Source organism: Stenotrophomonas sp. STEN054 (assembly GCF_056854535.1).
The window spans coordinates 22722-36828 of record NZ_JBXFWG010000005.1 but is presented as its reverse complement, the minus strand read 5'-3'; the positions used below and the strand labels follow the sequence as shown (position 1 = coordinate 36828).

The 14107-nt window shown below is 61.9% G+C and carries 16 protein-coding genes; 9 read left to right on the top strand and 7 right to left on the bottom strand.

Annotated elements, in window-relative coordinates; all coding sequences use genetic code 11:
• Positions 1 to 190: 190 nt before the first annotated feature.
• On the bottom strand, positions 191 to 910 hold the full coding sequence (locus AC1VXD_RS03030; RefSeq protein ID WP_482990767.1) for a hypothetical protein: 720 nt from the start codon (positions 908 to 910) through the stop codon (positions 191 to 193).
• 131 nt (positions 911 to 1041) lie between these two features.
• Complete coding sequence (locus tag AC1VXD_RS03025; RefSeq protein ID WP_482990766.1) at positions 1042 to 1224, bottom strand: hypothetical protein; 183 nt, start codon at positions 1222 to 1224, stop codon at positions 1042 to 1044.
• Positions 1225 to 1369: 145 nt separating this feature from the next.
• Here AC1VXD_RS03025 and AC1VXD_RS03020 point away from each other — a divergent pair, with 145 nt between their 5' ends.
• Together AC1VXD_RS03020 and AC1VXD_RS03015 are read left to right on the top strand one after the other, a co-directional pair.
• Positions 1370 to 1693 (top strand): helix-turn-helix domain-containing protein, encoded by a 324-nt coding sequence (locus AC1VXD_RS03020; protein ID WP_480979742.1) that lies wholly within the window; start codon positions 1370 to 1372, stop codon positions 1691 to 1693.
• A gap of 97 nt (positions 1694 to 1790) precedes the next feature.
• Positions 1791 to 2555: an ImmA/IrrE family metallo-endopeptidase gene (locus AC1VXD_RS03015; RefSeq protein WP_482990765.1), complete on the top strand. Its 765-nt coding sequence runs from the start codon at positions 1791 to 1793 to the stop codon at positions 2553 to 2555.
• A 136-nt stretch (positions 2556 to 2691) separates the two neighbouring features.
• Here AC1VXD_RS03015 and AC1VXD_RS03010 read toward each other — a convergent pair whose 3' ends face one another.
• The 4 genes from AC1VXD_RS03010 to AC1VXD_RS02995 are packed head-to-tail and all read right to left on the bottom strand — an operon-like array spanning position 2692 to position 6582.
• Positions 2692 to 3693, bottom strand: coding sequence for an NADP-dependent oxidoreductase (locus tag AC1VXD_RS03010; RefSeq protein WP_482990764.1), 1002 nt, complete (start codon positions 3691 to 3693; stop codon positions 2692 to 2694).
• Positions 3694 to 3749: 56 nt separating this feature from the next.
• Entirely contained in the window at positions 3750 to 4613 is an 864-nt protein-coding gene (locus tag AC1VXD_RS03005; protein WP_017355492.1) for an alpha/beta fold hydrolase, read from the bottom strand.
• Between the two features lie 26 nt (positions 4614 to 4639).
• Positions 4640 to 5428 carry an SDR family NAD(P)-dependent oxidoreductase gene (locus AC1VXD_RS03000; RefSeq protein WP_482990763.1) on the bottom strand — a complete coding sequence of 263 codons (789 nt, stop codon included), beginning with the start codon at positions 5426 to 5428 and terminating at the stop codon, positions 4640 to 4642.
• A 59-nt stretch (positions 5429 to 5487) separates the two neighbouring features.
• Complete coding sequence (locus AC1VXD_RS02995; protein ID WP_482990762.1) at positions 5488 to 6582, bottom strand: alkene reductase; 1095 nt, start codon at positions 6580 to 6582, stop codon at positions 5488 to 5490.
• 179 nt (positions 6583 to 6761) lie between these two features.
• Here AC1VXD_RS02995 and AC1VXD_RS02990 point away from each other — a divergent pair, with 179 nt between their 5' ends.
• Entirely contained in the window at positions 6762 to 7343 is a 582-nt protein-coding gene (locus AC1VXD_RS02990; protein ID WP_478433457.1) for a TetR/AcrR family transcriptional regulator, read from the top strand.
• A 260-nt stretch (positions 7344 to 7603) separates the two neighbouring features.
• On the opposite strand, the gene arsH is transcribed toward AC1VXD_RS02990, so the two are convergent.
• Positions 7604 to 8332: an arsenical resistance protein ArsH gene (arsH, locus tag AC1VXD_RS02985; protein ID WP_482990761.1), complete on the bottom strand. Its 729-nt coding sequence runs from the start codon at positions 8330 to 8332 to the stop codon at positions 7604 to 7606.
• A gap of 17 nt (positions 8333 to 8349) precedes the next feature.
• Here arsH and AC1VXD_RS02980 point away from each other — a divergent pair, with 17 nt between their 5' ends.
• From AC1VXD_RS02980 to AC1VXD_RS02955, 6 genes are all read left to right on the top strand, one after another.
• A complete protein-coding gene (locus AC1VXD_RS02980) occupies positions 8350 to 8679 on the top strand; it encodes an ArsR/SmtB family transcription factor (protein WP_482990760.1) in 330 nt (109 codons plus the stop codon).
• A 35-nt stretch (positions 8680 to 8714) separates the two neighbouring features.
• Positions 8715 to 9218, top strand: coding sequence for an arsenate reductase ArsC (locus AC1VXD_RS02975; protein ID WP_482990759.1), 504 nt, complete (start codon positions 8715 to 8717; stop codon positions 9216 to 9218).
• Between the two features lie 14 nt (positions 9219 to 9232).
• Entirely contained in the window at positions 9233 to 10264 is a 1032-nt protein-coding gene (gene arsB / locus AC1VXD_RS02970; protein WP_482990758.1) for an ACR3 family arsenite efflux transporter, read from the top strand.
• Between the two features lie 389 nt (positions 10265 to 10653).
• Positions 10654 to 11565, top strand: coding sequence for a CPBP family intramembrane glutamic endopeptidase (locus tag AC1VXD_RS02965; RefSeq protein ID WP_482990757.1), 912 nt, complete (start codon positions 10654 to 10656; stop codon positions 11563 to 11565).
• Positions 11566 to 11879: 314 nt separating this feature from the next.
• Positions 11880 to 12788, top strand: coding sequence for a LysR family transcriptional regulator (locus AC1VXD_RS02960; RefSeq protein ID WP_482990756.1), 909 nt, complete (start codon positions 11880 to 11882; stop codon positions 12786 to 12788).
• Between the two features lie 142 nt (positions 12789 to 12930).
• Positions 12931 to 14100, top strand: a complete 1170-nt coding sequence (locus AC1VXD_RS02955; RefSeq protein WP_482990755.1) for an MFS transporter — start codon at positions 12931 to 12933, stop codon at positions 14098 to 14100.
• Positions 14101 to 14107 lie beyond the last annotated feature (7 nt).

Sequence of the window (14107 nt, the reverse complement as noted above, 5' to 3'; positions counted from 1 at the left end):
CCACGTCGCCGCTCACTACCGTCTCGAGTTTGAGTGAAATATAGGTACCGGTTCAAGCGCCTTGTCCTGCTTCTCGGCACAGCCTAGTTCAGGCGCTGGCAATGACCGATATTGGCCGGAAGCGGTCGTCGATTGCGAGTAGCGCGTATCAACTGTCATCGAAGGGGTGCAAGGCAATGTATTGGGAGACCTACCGTTCCCGGTCGAAGCTCTTCTTGTGCTCGGGCGTTCTGCCCAACTCAGCGGATCTCTCCCATGAGCGGGTTCTTGGCATATCAAGGAGCTGCTCCAGTGAATCAGCCGAACGGATTCTGTAGCCTTGCGCTGTACTGGCGACGGCTAGCCACTGCGCTGGGGGTTCTCCGCTTCCCATCAGCTTCCTCATTACGCTGAGCCGCCTCAGATAGGATTCGAGGACCTTTGGTGCCACGCCAAGCGGAGACGTTTGTCTATCAAGCCCAGTGCAGTTAACCAGTAGATCCACCATCGCCGTTCCTCTGCTGGCCTGACCTTTGCTCGCTTCGGGATCCCGCAAGAATGCGGAGTAGCGCATTGCACCAATCGTTACTTCATCTTGATCCTTCGCGCCGAAGCACAAGAAATGGGCCTTCTTGGCGATATCCTGCATCTGCTTATCCTCCAGGTAGCGCTGAAGGTTGGCCGGTGGCCACTTTCCGCGTTCTGAGCGTGCGGCCGGCCAGCTGCGCTTGAACTCCAACGCCACACACCAGTCCCCCCCCGCGATGAGATCGCCGAACGTGCCGTCGAGAGGGGTCTGCTGGAACAGGTTCACAGGCAAGGGTTTTCCAGTTCTACCGCTCTCGTAACCCAATGCGTAGATGAAGGCACCCAGGAGCTGGTTCTCGTAGGCGATGCCTGAACGTGCTGCCGCTTGAACGCTGGTACTCAATTGCTTCTCTCCTGATGACACGATTCGCGCGCTCGGTTCGACTGCTCGCACGGGGGCGCTCGCGGGATTTGATGGCTTGATCAGTCCGAAGAGGGGGCGGCCGCATCCAGGCACCGCCCCTCCGACCTAGCTCAGCGCTTCGTCTTGGTGGGATCGACCAGTCGATAGGTTGATCCGCGGGTCGGCGTCGGTGGCAGGGGTTCCCGGCGCACCACGGTGCGCTCGGCACCTTGCCCCCCGCGTGGGCCGATGATCTGGTACTGACCCGACGTCGGGGCGGGCTGACCCGGCTTGAGCCCACTGGGCTTGCTCATACTGGCCTCCTTGGGCGCTATCGGTATTGCATGAGTGGATGTTCGGTGGACCGAACATAGCCGAGTCTGCCGTGCTTATTCGCTACTGTCAAACATCTTGTTCGGTATAGTGCAACTTGAGATTGCACTGACCTTATGCACAAACATGAACAAAGCCCTTCAGACCAAGGTCAAAAATCTTCGGAAAAAGTCCGGCCTCACACTCGACGCCTTGGCGGATGCGACTGGCATCAGTAAGAGCTATTTGTGGGAGATAGAGAATCGCAAGGAAGCTCCCAGTCCATCAGCTGAGAAGCTGGGTGCGATCGCTGGCGTCTTTGGCGTTACGGTCGACTTCCTGCTTCACGAGGAGACCGGGAGCCCGGAGGAGAGGCACTTGGATGAAGCCTTCTTCCGCAACTACAGCAACCTAGAGCCGGAGGACAGGGAACGTGTCAGGAAGATCGTCGACAGCTTCAGAAAGGGATAGGTCCGCGGCGCTGACCCCGTCGAAGGCCGCTTACAGGCTTACGAATCTGCTAAATGCCATCTCGCAAGCCCACGGCACGCCTAGATTTCCTATAGACGTGCAGAGCCTGGCGTTGGAGGCCGCGAACATCTTCAAGTGGGATGACCCCATCACCGAAGTGCGTGGGGAGGCGATCAACAACTTTGACGGTGCTCTGTTCCCGAATGACGGGCGCAAACGCTGGCTTCTTCTGTACAACAGTGCCCTAAGGTCACTGGGCAGGATCAAATTCACCCAGGCTCACGAACTAGGGCACTATTTATTACATCGCCATGAACGCGAGTGCTTTCAGTGCACCGATGAAGATATGGTCGATCTCGACCTGGATGAACGGGATATTGAAGCCGAGGCGGACTACTTCGCGTCGACATTGTTGATGCCGCTAGACGACTTTCGTGCGCAGATGGGCACTGAGGCTAGTCTTGATGCCATAAGCGGTTGTGCCGATAGATACGGCGTATCCCTGACAGCAGCACTACTTCGCTGGATTGGTTACACGGACCACAACGCTGTGGTAGTTATTCACCGCGATGGGTACGTCCTGAAGTCCAAAGCAAGCCAGTCCGCGTTTCGTAGCGGTGCGTTCTTCCCGTCGCGGCGCAAGGTCATCCCAGTCCCGGGCGCTGTACTTGCGTCTAGTGACGTGCCGAAGAACACAGCAGGCGTTGAGACGGACGCAAGGCTCTGGTTTCCATATGTGGCAAGTGGAACCAGTCTTCGCGAAATGAAGGTCACTGCCGACCACTATGACTTCGCCATCTCACTCTTGGTTCTGCCACGAGGGACCTCTGCTTGGAAGCCGCGCTGCTCGGACGAGGCATGATTCAGTGGGATTCGCGGGCAAGCTGCCGTAGAAGAGACGTCTCCTTTTGGCCGGAAACGGACATGCGAGGGCGGTGTCACCGAATTCTCAGGGATGACAATATTCATGTTCCCACGTAGCTTGCAAAGGTCGCAGCCTACGGCAACTCGACAACAACCTTGCCCTTGGCCCCGCCGCTCTCGACATAGGTCAGCGCGCTCTGGGTGTCCTGGAACGGGAAGACCCTGTCGATGACAGGGCGGATCGCACCGGACTCGACCAGCGAGGTGATCTCGCTCAGCTGCCGACCTTCGGCACGCATGAACACGAAGGTGTACTTCACCCCTTTCTGCCTGGCCTTGCTGCGGATGCCATGGCTGAGCAGTCGCATGACCTGCTGAATCGGCCAGGCAAGGCCGCGCGCGGCGGCAAAGGTGGGCGTGGGCGGCCCGGAGATGGAGATGAGATGGCCACCCGGCTTGAGAATCTGCAGCGAGCGGGTCAGCTCATCCTTGCCAAGGCTGTTGAGTACCACATCGTAGTCGCGCAGTTCCGTAGCGAAATCCTGCTGCTTGTAGTCGATGACCACGTCCGCGCCCAGGTCCTTGACCCATGCTGTGTTGACCGTGCTGGTCGTGGTAGCAACGAAGGCGCCAAGATGCTTCGCCAGTTGAATCGCCACGGTCCCGACGCCGCCTGAGCCGGCCTGGATGAAGACCTTCTGGCCCGGTTTCAGCTGCGCGGTTTCCACCAGCGCCTGCCACGCCGTCAACGCAACCAGCGGCAACGAGGCTGCCTCCACCATGTTGAGATTGCTTGGCTTGCGTGCAACAGATGCTGCCTTGACGGCGATGAATTCGGCGAAGGTGCCGATGCGATCATCGTCGGGGCGTGCATACACTTCGTCGCCCGGCTTGAACTGGCGAACCCCAGCGCCCACACGCTCCACCGTGCCGGCCAGGTCATTGCCCAGAACAAGCGGCAGGCGATAAGGCAGGATCACCTTGAACTCCCCGGTCCTGATCTTGGTGTCCAGCGCATTGACGCTGGCAGCGTGTACGCGGATGAGTACATCGTCATCCCGGAGCACCGGCGATGGGGTGTCGCCGAGGCGGCACGTCTCCTTCTTGCCATAACGGTCGATGAGGAAGGCTTTCATGAGCGGTGTATCTCTGGTGGCGTGGGTGCAGTCAGGCTGCGGGGGCAAGGGGGGCGTCAGTCTTTGAGGAACGCTAGCGCTTCCCGGACGAACTCGGCGTGATACTGGAAAATCCCGCCATGACCTGCGTCGTCGTAGATGACCAGCGTCGCGTGGGGAATGCGGCGCGCCAAGTCGCCGCTGTTGGGGGTTGGGACCATGATGTCGCTGTCGCCATTGGCAACCAGCACGGGAATGTGGATGCTGCCCAGGTCCTGGGGCGATTGCCTGCCCCAGGCGGTGATGGCCTTCAGCTGCCGTAGGAACGCGCCGGGTGAGGCCGATCTATCGCGATCGCTCCTGCGCTCCTTGAGCCGTTGCAGGAAGTCGCGCGCCGCCTGTCGGCCGCGGGCGCTGGCGGTGAAGAACAGGTAGTACTTGGGGTCGCGGCGGGTCAGCAGGCCCTTGATGATCAAGGGCCAGGACACGCGACCCACCCGGTCGATACCACGGCCACCCGCAGGCCCGGTACCGGTCAGGATGAGCCGGCGCACGAGATCAGGTGCGTCCAGCACGACCTGCTGCGCGACGAAGCCGCCGAGCGAGAAGCCCAGAAGATCGACGCGGGTCAAGCCCATCGCACGGATCAGGGCGAGGGTATCCCGCGCCATTTCTGCGATGGTCACCGGCGCCGTTCCTCCCGAACCTCCGATGCCCCGGTAGTCGATGGCGATGACCCGATGCCTGCTGGCCAGACCATCAACGATACGCGGATCGAAGTTGTCCAGCACCGCGCCCCAATGGTTGAGCATGACCAGAGGGATGCCGCCCTGTGGACCAAGTTCACGGTACGCGAACGGGGTGCCAGCGACCTCCAGCGAGCGGGTTGGTGCATTCTCGAACGAAGTGCCCGATGCGGGGCGGGTGTCGGAAATCGTCATGGTGGCGTACCTGTGTGACCAGGACTTCAATCAACGCTGCGATAGCGCACTGCAGCCTGCGCCTGCCGGATGTCCGAGAGCAGACCCTGACGCGACGCGTCCAGCGTGTCCCAGCGCTCAGCCACATGCAGCGGCGGAATGGTCACGGTCTCACGACGATCGAACCCGACCAGGGCCGCATCGACCAGCTCGCCGACATCCATCACCTCCGACAGCGTATTGATGTCGATGCCGGCACGCTCCCAGATCTCGGTGCGGGTTGCCGCGGGCAGCACGGCCTGTACGTAGACACCTTTGGGCGACAGCTCCAGACTGAGTCCCTGCGAGAGAAATAGCACGAAGGCCTTGGTTGCACCGTAGACGGACATGCCGAACTCGGGTGCCAGACCCACCACCGAGCCGATGTTCACGATAGCGCCTTCGCCCGCGTTGCCCAGTCGCGGGGCGATGGCCGCGGCAAGGCGCGTCAGGGCGAGGGTGTTCAGCGTCACCAAGGCGTCGATGCTGTCGGCTGACTGTTCGGTGAAGCCGCCGGATTGAGCAATGCCCGCGTTGTTGATCAGGATGCCGATGCGGGCGTCGTCGCGCAGGCGGGTTTCCACGTTGGACAGATCGGTGCGCTGGGTGAGATCGGCCGGCAGGACGTCTACGGTGACCCCGGTTTCCTGACGCAGGCGGGCGGCCAGCGTCTCCAGTCGCGCCGCATCGCGCGCGACCAGGACCAGGTTGTGGCCGCGGCGTGCGAAGCGTTCGGCGTAGACGGTGCCGATGCCGCTGGAGGCGCCGGTGATGAGGACGGCAGGAAGCATGCTCATGGTGTGTCTCTTGGAATGTCGTGGGCAAACGGGTGTGCAGCGGGGCGATGTTGGACGGGTTACTGCGGCGTATCGGTCAATGCGGGGTAGTCGGTGTAGCCTTCCGCGCCGCCGCCGTACAACGTGGCTGGGTTCAATGCGTTCAAGGGCGCGCCGGTCTTCAGGCGTTCAACCAGATCGGGATTGCTGATGAAGGCGCGACCAAACGCAACGAGGTCCACCTTGCCCTCGGTGAGGCGCGTGCTGGCCAGGTCCAGGTCGTAGCCGTTGTTGGCCAGATAGGTCCCCTTGAAGCGACCGCGCAGCCCATCGAAGTCGAAGGGCGCGACGTCACGTGGCCCGCCGGTCGCGCCTTCGACCACATGCAGGTAGACGATGCCCAGCGCGCTGAGCTGGTCGACGATGTAGTCGTACTGCGGCTGCGGGTCGCTGACGGTGGCAATGGCGTTGGCCGGGGAGACCGGCGAGATGCGCACGCCGGTGCGGTCCGCGCCAATCTCCTCCGCTACGCCGGCGGTGACCTCCAGCAGTAGGCGCGCGCGGTTCTCGATCGAGCCGCCGTACGCGTCGGTGCGCTGGTTGGCGCCGTCCTTGATGAACTGTTCCAGCAGGTAACCGTTGGCACCGTGAATCTCCACGCCATCGAACCCGGCGGTGATTGCATTGGCGGCGGCCTGGCGGAAGTCGTTGACGATGCCGGGCAGCTCGTCGATCTCCAGCGCACGCGGCTCGGATACATCAACAAAGCCGTTATGGACGAAGGTCTTGGTCTGCGCACGAATGGCCGAGGCGGAGACAGGCGCGGCATTGCCGGGCTGCAGGTCCACGTGCGAAATGCGGCCCACGCGCCACAGCTGCACGAAGATGCGCCCGCCACGGGCATGCACGGCATCGGTGACCTTGCGCCAGCCATCGATCTGATCCTGCGTGTAGAGCCCCGGCGTGTCCTGGTAGCCCTGGGCCTGCGCCGAGATCTGGGTGGCCTCGGTGATGATCAGGCCGGCCGAGGCGCGCTGGGCGTAGTAGGTGGCGGCCAGCGGGGTGGGTACCAGGCCGGCTCCGGCGCGGTTACGCGTCAGCGGTGCCATCACGATGCGGTTGGCCAGGGTCAGAGGGCCAAGGGGATAGGGCTGGAAGAGTGTCGTGGTCGTCATGTGGTGTGGGGGCGTAATCGTTGAGAGGGCTGTTACGGAGAGGCCTAAGCCGTGGGCGCTGCAACTCCACCTCAATGATGTCGATCATAATCTTAAATGTCAATGGATTGATGATGAGCATAATCAATCCGTGCTATAGTGCCATCCTTCCGCAGTACAGCGTCACGAGACATCGGGTCATGAAGGTCACCAAGGCACAAGCGCAGGCCAACCGGGCGCACATCGTCGAAACCGCATCCACGCTCTTCAGGGAGCGGGGCTACGACGGGGTGGGTGTTGCGGACCTGATGGCGGCAGCCGGCTTTACCCACGGCGGCTTCTACAAGCATTTCGGTTCCAAGGCCGATTTGATGGCCGAAGCCGCGAGCTGTGGCTTTTCAAAATCTGCCGAGGCGCTGGCTGAGGTGGATCAGCGGGCGTTTCTGACCTACTACCTGTCCCGAGAGCACCGGGACGGGCCCGGCGACGGCTGCACGATGGCCGCGCTGTGCAGTGACGCCGCTCGTCAGTCAGCGTCGGTCAGGGCGGCCTTTGCCGCTGGTATTGAAGCTCGGCTCACAGCAGGTGCAGACCAGAAAAATGAAGCCGACACGGCCACCGTTGAAAGCAATCGCGCGCGGCAGATCGCCCTGATCGCTCAGGCGGTTGGGGCCATCGTATTGTCGCGATCCTGCCCGGATGATGCGTCGCTCGCGGATGAGATCCTGGACGCCTGTCGGGAGGACATTCTGGCACGGCTGCCCAGTGGAGCCGCTGCTTGAGGCCCTGCCTCGCGGTTGCGATCCGGCCAAGCTCCCCGCCGGACGGATCACAAGCCTAAGAAGGGCCCGATAGGGTAGTGCTGGCGTGCGGAGCTATCCTTGGATAGCGGAGGCTTGTTTCCTGGACCATTGCGGATGTTCGCTCCTGGCCGATAGCGGACATAGCCTTCAGCACCAGCTTTCGACTTGCCACGCCTTACGGCACCGCTCTCCATGCACCAGCGGCGGGCCCCCATTGATCGGCTGCGCAGCCGCCGAGCTCAAATAGCTGTAGCCCCAGCCGCGCGGGCCAACGCAGCCGCAACCTCGTCGCCCTTGCGTTCGCTGTACCGGTCCACCAGGTAGTTCGTCCGCCCTCGCGTCAGCAGCGTGAACTTCACCAGCTCCTCCATCACGTCCACCACGCGGTCGTAGTACGCAGACGGTTTCATTCGGCCATCGTCATCGAACTCCTGCCACGCCTTCGCCACCGATGACTGGTTGGGAATGGTCAACATGCGCATCCAGCGGCCGAGCACCCGCAGGGTGTTGACCGTATTGAACGATTGGGAGCCACCGCTCACCTGCATCACCGCCAGCGTCCTGCCCTGGGTGGGGCGCACACTGCCATCCTCCAACGGCAACCAGTCGATCTGGTTCTTGAATACGCCCGTGACGGTTCCGTGTCGTTCCGGCGAGACCCACACCTGTCCCTCGGACCACAGTGACCATTCCCGCAGCCGCTGAACTTCGGGGTGGCTCTTGTCCACGCTGTCCAGCATGGGCAGCTCATGGGCATCGAATACACGGGTCTCGCAACCCATGTGGCGCAGAAGCCGCTCGGCCTCCAGGGCCAGCTTACGGCTGAACGACTGCGGCCTCAGCGAGCCGTAAAGCAGCAGAATCCTGGGCGGGCCATGGTCCGCGGCAGCAAGTAGACGGTGGTCGGGCGCGGGGAGCGAGGCCACCGCCAGGTTCGGTAGTTCGGCACTTGTGATCGGCTCTTTCATTCGACTATTCTAGAAATATGGAAACATCAAAGGCAATCTCTGCTCTGACTGCCTTGGGTCACACCACCAGGTTGGCTGCCTTCCGCCTGCTGGTGGAAGCTGGACCAGCGGGGCGAATGGCGGGCGACATTGCTATGGCCCTGCAGGTACCGCCGGCAACACTGAGCTTCCACCTGAAAGAATTGGTACAGGCCGGCCTGGTGGAGAGCGAGAGCCAAGGTCGGAACGTGTGCTACCGCGCCAACTTCGCTGCCATGGCAGGCTTGATCGAGTACCTCACGCACAACTGCTGCGCAGGCTCGCCGAGCGAGCAATGCGTGCCGACTGTTCCCGAGTGCAAGTGCTGACCCCACGTTCCCTTTCCTGCCAAAGCGATTGCACGATGACACGTAACGTCTTGTTTCTCTGTACTGGCAATAGTGCGCGAAGCGTCCTTGCTGAAGCCACGCTACGCGCGTGGGGCGGCCAGGCATTCAGCGCGTTCAGCGCCGGCAGCCAGCCCACGGGCTGCGTCAATCCGGTTGCCCTCGCACAGCTGCAGGCCGAGGGGATGCCCGTCGATGGGCTGCGCAGCAAGTCATGGGATGAGTTCGTGGATGCCGCGCCAATGGACGTGGTGATCACCGTATGCGATTCAGCTGCAGCAGAATCCTGCCCCGTAGTCTTCGGGGATTTCACCCGCAGCCACTGGGGCTTGCAGGATCCGGCTGCGGTAGAAGGCACTGATAGTGAGAAGGCTGCAGCGTTTGCACGGGCTCACACCATCGTGAAGATTCGCCTGCGTGCTCTACTGGCGTTGCCGGAAACGCTGTGGAAGGATCGCGTGGCGCTTCAAGGCGCGCTGGACCAGATCGGCCAGTTGCAGCCGATCGACGCTTCCCCATGAAGCCGCGCCCAGCCATGGGCCTGTTCGAGCGCTACCTGACGCTGTGGGTGGCGCTGTGCATCGCGGCCGGGACCCTCCTTGGCCATTTTCTGCCAGGCGCCTTTGCCGCGCTTGCATCAGCGGAGGTGGCCAAGGTCAATCTGCCGGTCGCGGTGCTGATCTGGTTGATGATCATCCCGATGCTGCTGAGGGTGGACTTCGGTGCGATGCGCCAGCTGCAGCAGCAGTGGAAAGGTATCGGGGTTACGTTGTTCATCAACTGGGCGGTCAAGCCCTTTTCGATGGCACTGCTGGGGTGGGTATTCCTTCGCCACGTCTTCGCAGATTGGCTGCCTGCTGGGCAGACTGACAGCTACATCGCTGGCCTGATCCTGCTGGCAGCTGCACCTTGCACGGCGATGGTATTCGTGTGGAGCAACCTGTGCCGCGGCGATGCGAACTTTACGCTGAGCCAGGTTGCGCTGAACGACGCGATCATGGTCGTCGCCTACGCCCCCGTAGTGGCATTGCTGCTGGGGATTTCCGCGATCACGGTTCCATGGGACACGCTGCTGCTGTCCGTCGGCCTGTACATTGTCGCGCCCGTGGTGGTGGCTGCGCTGCTACGGCAGTGGATGCTTTCGCGCAAAGGGAACGCTGGTCTGCAGATTGTGCTGCACCGGCTCGGGCCCGTTTCGCTGTCTGCCCTTCTGCTTACTCTGGTGCTGCTGTTCGGCTTCCAGGGGCAGCAGATCGTCAAACAGCCTCTGGTGATCGCACTGATCGCGGTCCCGATCCTGATCCAGGTCTACTTCACCTCGGGCCTGGCCTATCTCCTCAACCGCCGCCTGGGTGTAGCGCACTGCATTGCTGGACCCTCCGCACTGATTGGAGCGAGCAACTTCTTTGAGCTGGCGGTGGCCACGGCCGTGGGACTGTTCGGGGTGCATTCGGGAGCCGCACTGGCCACGGTCGTGGGCGTACTGATTGAGGTGCCGGTGATGCTATCGGTGGTTCGCATCGTCAACCGGACTCAAGACTGGTATGAGATGCGGAACGGGAACTGACAGAGCAGTACTCTCAACATGGCGCCCGCTTCTTACCGGAAGCGGACGTTCAGGGGAAAAGGGAGGCGCCGACCGCTGGTAGTGTCCGCTTTCGACTGCGGCTTCAACTGTTCAATGCAACAGCTTGGTGATGTCGCTCGATCGTTGTCTGGAGGTCCAGGGTCTTGCACGGCCTATCGTGTAGAAACTTGGCGACGCTGTTGAGCTTGGCTTGGGAGAAGCTCGACAGATCACGCCCTTCGGGACGCAGTGACGCAGCAGATCAGCGCCCTTTCGTCGGCGATCCAGGTCATTGATCGGCGGCTTCCGTGGCTTGGTCGCAAATCGGTTGCCACGTCCCCGCGTGGATGGCAACTTGCAGCGGCGATCACGTCCACCTCGAGCCCCGCATGACTCCCGTTGCCCTGTATTCGCCCGATCCAGCCCGCGGCTGGCTGCCCTGGGTCTGGCTGACACCGATCCTGATGGTCCTGTTCAACGCGGTACCGGTGATCGCGCTGGACGGGTGGATGCAGTCGCAGCATTGGTCGACGCCGCGCGGCGATCCGATCGGGCTCGCTGGTTTGCATGCGCTGCTGTGGATCGGCTTCGCACCGACGTTGGCGGCCGTGCTGGCCTGGGTACGCTTCGTCGAAAGGCGGTCGCTGGCGAGTATCGGGCTCACCGGTCCGGCGCCGCTGAAAACCTTCCTGTGTGGAATGGCCCTTGGGTTCGGCACGATCGTGCTCGTCGTTGTGGCGATCTGGATGGCTGGCGGCATGCAGTCGGCAGGCTTGGCGCACGCCTGGCGCTCGCCCGTCAGCCTGCTGCACATCGCTCTGCTGCTATTGAGTTTCATGTTCCAGGCGAGCGTGGAGGAAGTCATCTTTCGCGGCTGGTTGCTGTCGGTGGTGGCGCGCAAGACGAATGTCGCGGTGGCAGTGCTGCTGGTGTCACTCGTTTTCTGCTTCCTGCATTTCAGTCCGCACCAGCCGCCCCTGGTCATGCTCAGCACGTTCCTGTTCTCGCTGTTCGCCTGCGCCTGGGCACTGCGAACCGGCAATATCTGGGGCGTGATGGGCTGGCACGCGGGGTGGAACTGGTTGCTCGCAACCGGTTTCGAACTGCCCGTCACCGGCATGGATGCGCACTTGCCCGCGCTGCTGGTGGCGCTGCGTCCACAAGGCCCGGATATTCTCACCGGTGGCGCGCAGGGGCCGGAGGGTAGTTACCTGTGCAGCGTTTTCTTCGTCGCCGCGATCCTGTGGATCCACTGGCGGAAGACGCGCGGAGCTCACAACGTCTGGCCGAACAGCAGGTAACGCCACTGTCCGGGCGGCATCGACCGATCGGTGGCCGGGTCCCGCAAATCGAGGGGCCAGGCGTCTGCGGCGATCGTACGTGCACGCTGATCCAAATGCCGCAAGGTGCTCGCTTCGCGATTTGCGACCGGTGCAGATTCCGGTCCAGATACTTGGCCAAGTAGAGTCGGCTCGGGTACGGGATGCGAGTGCCACTCTCGGCTGGAGCCGATCGCCGGTGGCCACGCCCTCTGTCGAACATTCAGGACGCGCCCTGTAAGCCGCGTCCCACTCCAAACGGATATGCTGCTGCCCAGTTGCTACCGAGCCAGGCCATGTACTCGTCCGAACGGTTGAAGGGCATTGACGTCTTTGTCGCTGTAGTGGACGCGGGGAGCTTCACCGCAGCCGCGGAACGGCTCAACCTGACGAACTCAGCAGTTGGAAAGGCCGTCGGCCGCCTTGAGGAACGCTTGGATGTGAAGCTGTTCGCGCGGACTACCCGCAAGCTCTCTTTGACCGATGCCGGAGAGGCGTTCTACCGGACATGTACAGGAGTGCTGGGCGAGCTGGAGGAAGCAGAACAGGTCCTGCGGTCTGAAGGGACCACACCCATTGGAAAGCTGAGAATCGACCTTCCTGCCTCCTATGGCACCCTGAAGGTAATGCCTTCTTTGTTCGACTTTCTTGAACGTTTCGATGGCATCAGGCCGCAAATTTCATTCACGGATCGATTCGTTGACCTGGCCGAGGAGAGCGTAGACGTTGCTGTCAGGATCGGCGGGAGCGACAGGTGGCCAGACAGCATCGGATACAAGTACTTGGGTCACGAACGGCGGGTGTTCTGCTGCTCTCCGGACTTCGTCACTCGGCACGGGCCGATACCTGACAGCCTGGACGTACTGAAGGATCTGCATGCGGCGATGTATCGACGGGCGGATGGATCGCCGAGTCCATGGTTCATCCAGCGAGGCGATGGACCGGTGGAGCACCACTTTCCTGCCTCCAGGCTGGAGGTTGGTAACGCCGACATCCTGGTGCAAGCCGTCGCGCGGGGCCTGGGAATCGCGCAGCTCTCCACTTGGCTGATCGAGGATCATCTGGCCAGAGGCGAACTTGTGGAGGTGCTGCCTTCCTACTCCACGAAGGGTCTACCGCTTTATCTGCTTTGGCTGAAAAGCAGACAGTTGCTGCCAAAGGTCGATGCTCTGATTGCCCACCTTGCCGGCTCGCTTCGCGTCTAATTATGGAATTAATTTCCAGAATTACTGGAAAATATATCCAAATTCGGACGTTCAGGACCAAATAGACTTTGGCGCTTCCTCCACTGGAAGCTCCAGATTGAAAAGCGCAGGCCCCTCCTCCCTGCAGTCCTCACGCTCCCGTATGAGCGAAAAGGCTGCGTCAGGCTCCAGCTCCATCCATATTCTTGCCGTGGCGGCCTTCACGATCGTCACAACCGAATTCCTCATCATTGGTCTGCTGCCCTCGATCGCGCGCGACCTGTCCGTCTCGATCTCTACGGCCGGACAACTGGTGACATTGTTTGCGCTGGTCGTCACCTTCTTCGGTCCCCCGTTGACTGCATGGGTGGCACACTTCGAGCGGCGTCGCCTGTTCGTAGCAATCCTTCTGCTTTTTGCTGCCGCAAATGCCTTGGCTGCCATCGCCCCCAACGTATGGGTGCTGGCTATTGCGCGCGTCATCCCCGCGCTTGCCCTGCCCGTGTTCTGGGGCACCGCGAGCGAAACCGCGGGAAAGATCGCAGGCCCCGAGGCTGCCTCCCGGGCGGTGTCCATGGTCTATCTGGGAATCTCCGCAGCAATGCTTTTCGGGATTCCGATGGGGACCTTGGCATCTGAAGGCATTGGCTGGCGTGGTGCGTTCTGGCTGCTGTCAGCCCTGTCGTTGGCAACGGCCGTCGTGCTGTTCTTCTGTATGCCCCGGCAGGAGACTGGCACCCGGTCGGGCTTGCGCGAACAGGCCAGGATTTTCCGCAACCCGTTCTTTGTGGCAAATGTACTGCTCTCTGCTTTGGTCTTCACCGCCAACTTCGCCGCGTACACCTACCTGGCGGATATTCTGGAACGGGTAGCACGTGTTTCGTCGGCAAATGTCGGCTGGTGGCTGATGGGGTTTGGCGCGGTCGGTCTGATAGGCAACTGGCTGGGGGGCCGATGGTTGGACAGATCTCCCCTGGTGGTTACAGGCGTTTTCACCCTGCTGCTGGGCATTGGCATGGCACTGGCCATGCTGTTCGCCCGGAACCTTGGTCCGCTCCTCGTTGCACTTGCTCTCTGGGGCATCGCCAATACGGCCCTGTACCCGGTCTGCCAGGTGCGCGTCATGCGGGCTGCACCCGATGCGCAGGCGCTGGCCGGTACTGTCAATGTATCGGCAGCCAACGCGGGCATTGGTCTCGGTGCGGTCATCGGCGGCACGACCATCACCCACCTGGGACCGGGTAGCCTTGGCTATGCGGGTGCTCTTATCGCTATTCTGGCCGTTACCACGATTCCGCTGGTCAAACGACTCGAAGGGAGAAGGGGCAGCTAGGACACGT

What these genes read in the sequence shown, in the direction of transcription:
- AC1VXD_RS02960 (WP_482990756.1), top strand. Translation starts at nt 11,880, where the DNA reads ATGTACTCGTCCGAACGGTTGAAGGGCATTGACGTCTTTGTCGCTGTA.
- arsH (WP_482990761.1), bottom strand. Translation starts at nt 8,332, where the DNA reads ATGAAAGAGCCGATCACAAGTGCCGAACTACCGAACCTGGCGGTGGCC.
- AC1VXD_RS03010 (WP_482990764.1), bottom strand. Translation starts at nt 3,693, where the DNA reads ATGAAAGCCTTCCTCATCGACCGTTATGGCAAGAAGGAGACGTGCCGC.
- arsB (WP_482990758.1), top strand. Translation starts at nt 9,233, where the DNA reads ATGGGCCTGTTCGAGCGCTACCTGACGCTGTGGGTGGCGCTGTGCATC.
- AC1VXD_RS03005 (WP_017355492.1), bottom strand. Translation starts at nt 4,613, where the DNA reads ATGACGATTTCCGACACCCGCCCCGCATCGGGCACTTCGTTCGAGAAT.
- AC1VXD_RS02980 (WP_482990760.1), top strand. Translation starts at nt 8,350, where the DNA reads ATGGAAACATCAAAGGCAATCTCTGCTCTGACTGCCTTGGGTCACACC.
- AC1VXD_RS03020 (WP_480979742.1), top strand. Translation starts at nt 1,370, where the DNA reads ATGAACAAAGCCCTTCAGACCAAGGTCAAAAATCTTCGGAAAAAGTCC.
- AC1VXD_RS02990 (WP_478433457.1), top strand. Translation starts at nt 6,762, where the DNA reads ATGAAGGTCACCAAGGCACAAGCGCAGGCCAACCGGGCGCACATCGTC.
- AC1VXD_RS02975 (WP_482990759.1), top strand. Translation starts at nt 8,715, where the DNA reads ATGACACGTAACGTCTTGTTTCTCTGTACTGGCAATAGTGCGCGAAGC.
- AC1VXD_RS02955 (WP_482990755.1), top strand. Translation starts at nt 12,931, where the DNA reads ATGAGCGAAAAGGCTGCGTCAGGCTCCAGCTCCATCCATATTCTTGCC.
- AC1VXD_RS03000 (WP_482990763.1), bottom strand. Translation starts at nt 5,428, where the DNA reads ATGAGCATGCTTCCTGCCGTCCTCATCACCGGCGCCTCCAGCGGCATC.
- AC1VXD_RS02995 (WP_482990762.1), bottom strand. Translation starts at nt 6,582, where the DNA reads ATGACGACCACGACACTCTTCCAGCCCTATCCCCTTGGCCCTCTGACC.
- AC1VXD_RS03025 (WP_482990766.1), bottom strand. Translation starts at nt 1,224, where the DNA reads ATGAGCAAGCCCAGTGGGCTCAAGCCGGGTCAGCCCGCCCCGACGTCG.
- AC1VXD_RS02965 (WP_482990757.1), top strand. Translation starts at nt 10,654, where the DNA reads ATGACTCCCGTTGCCCTGTATTCGCCCGATCCAGCCCGCGGCTGGCTG.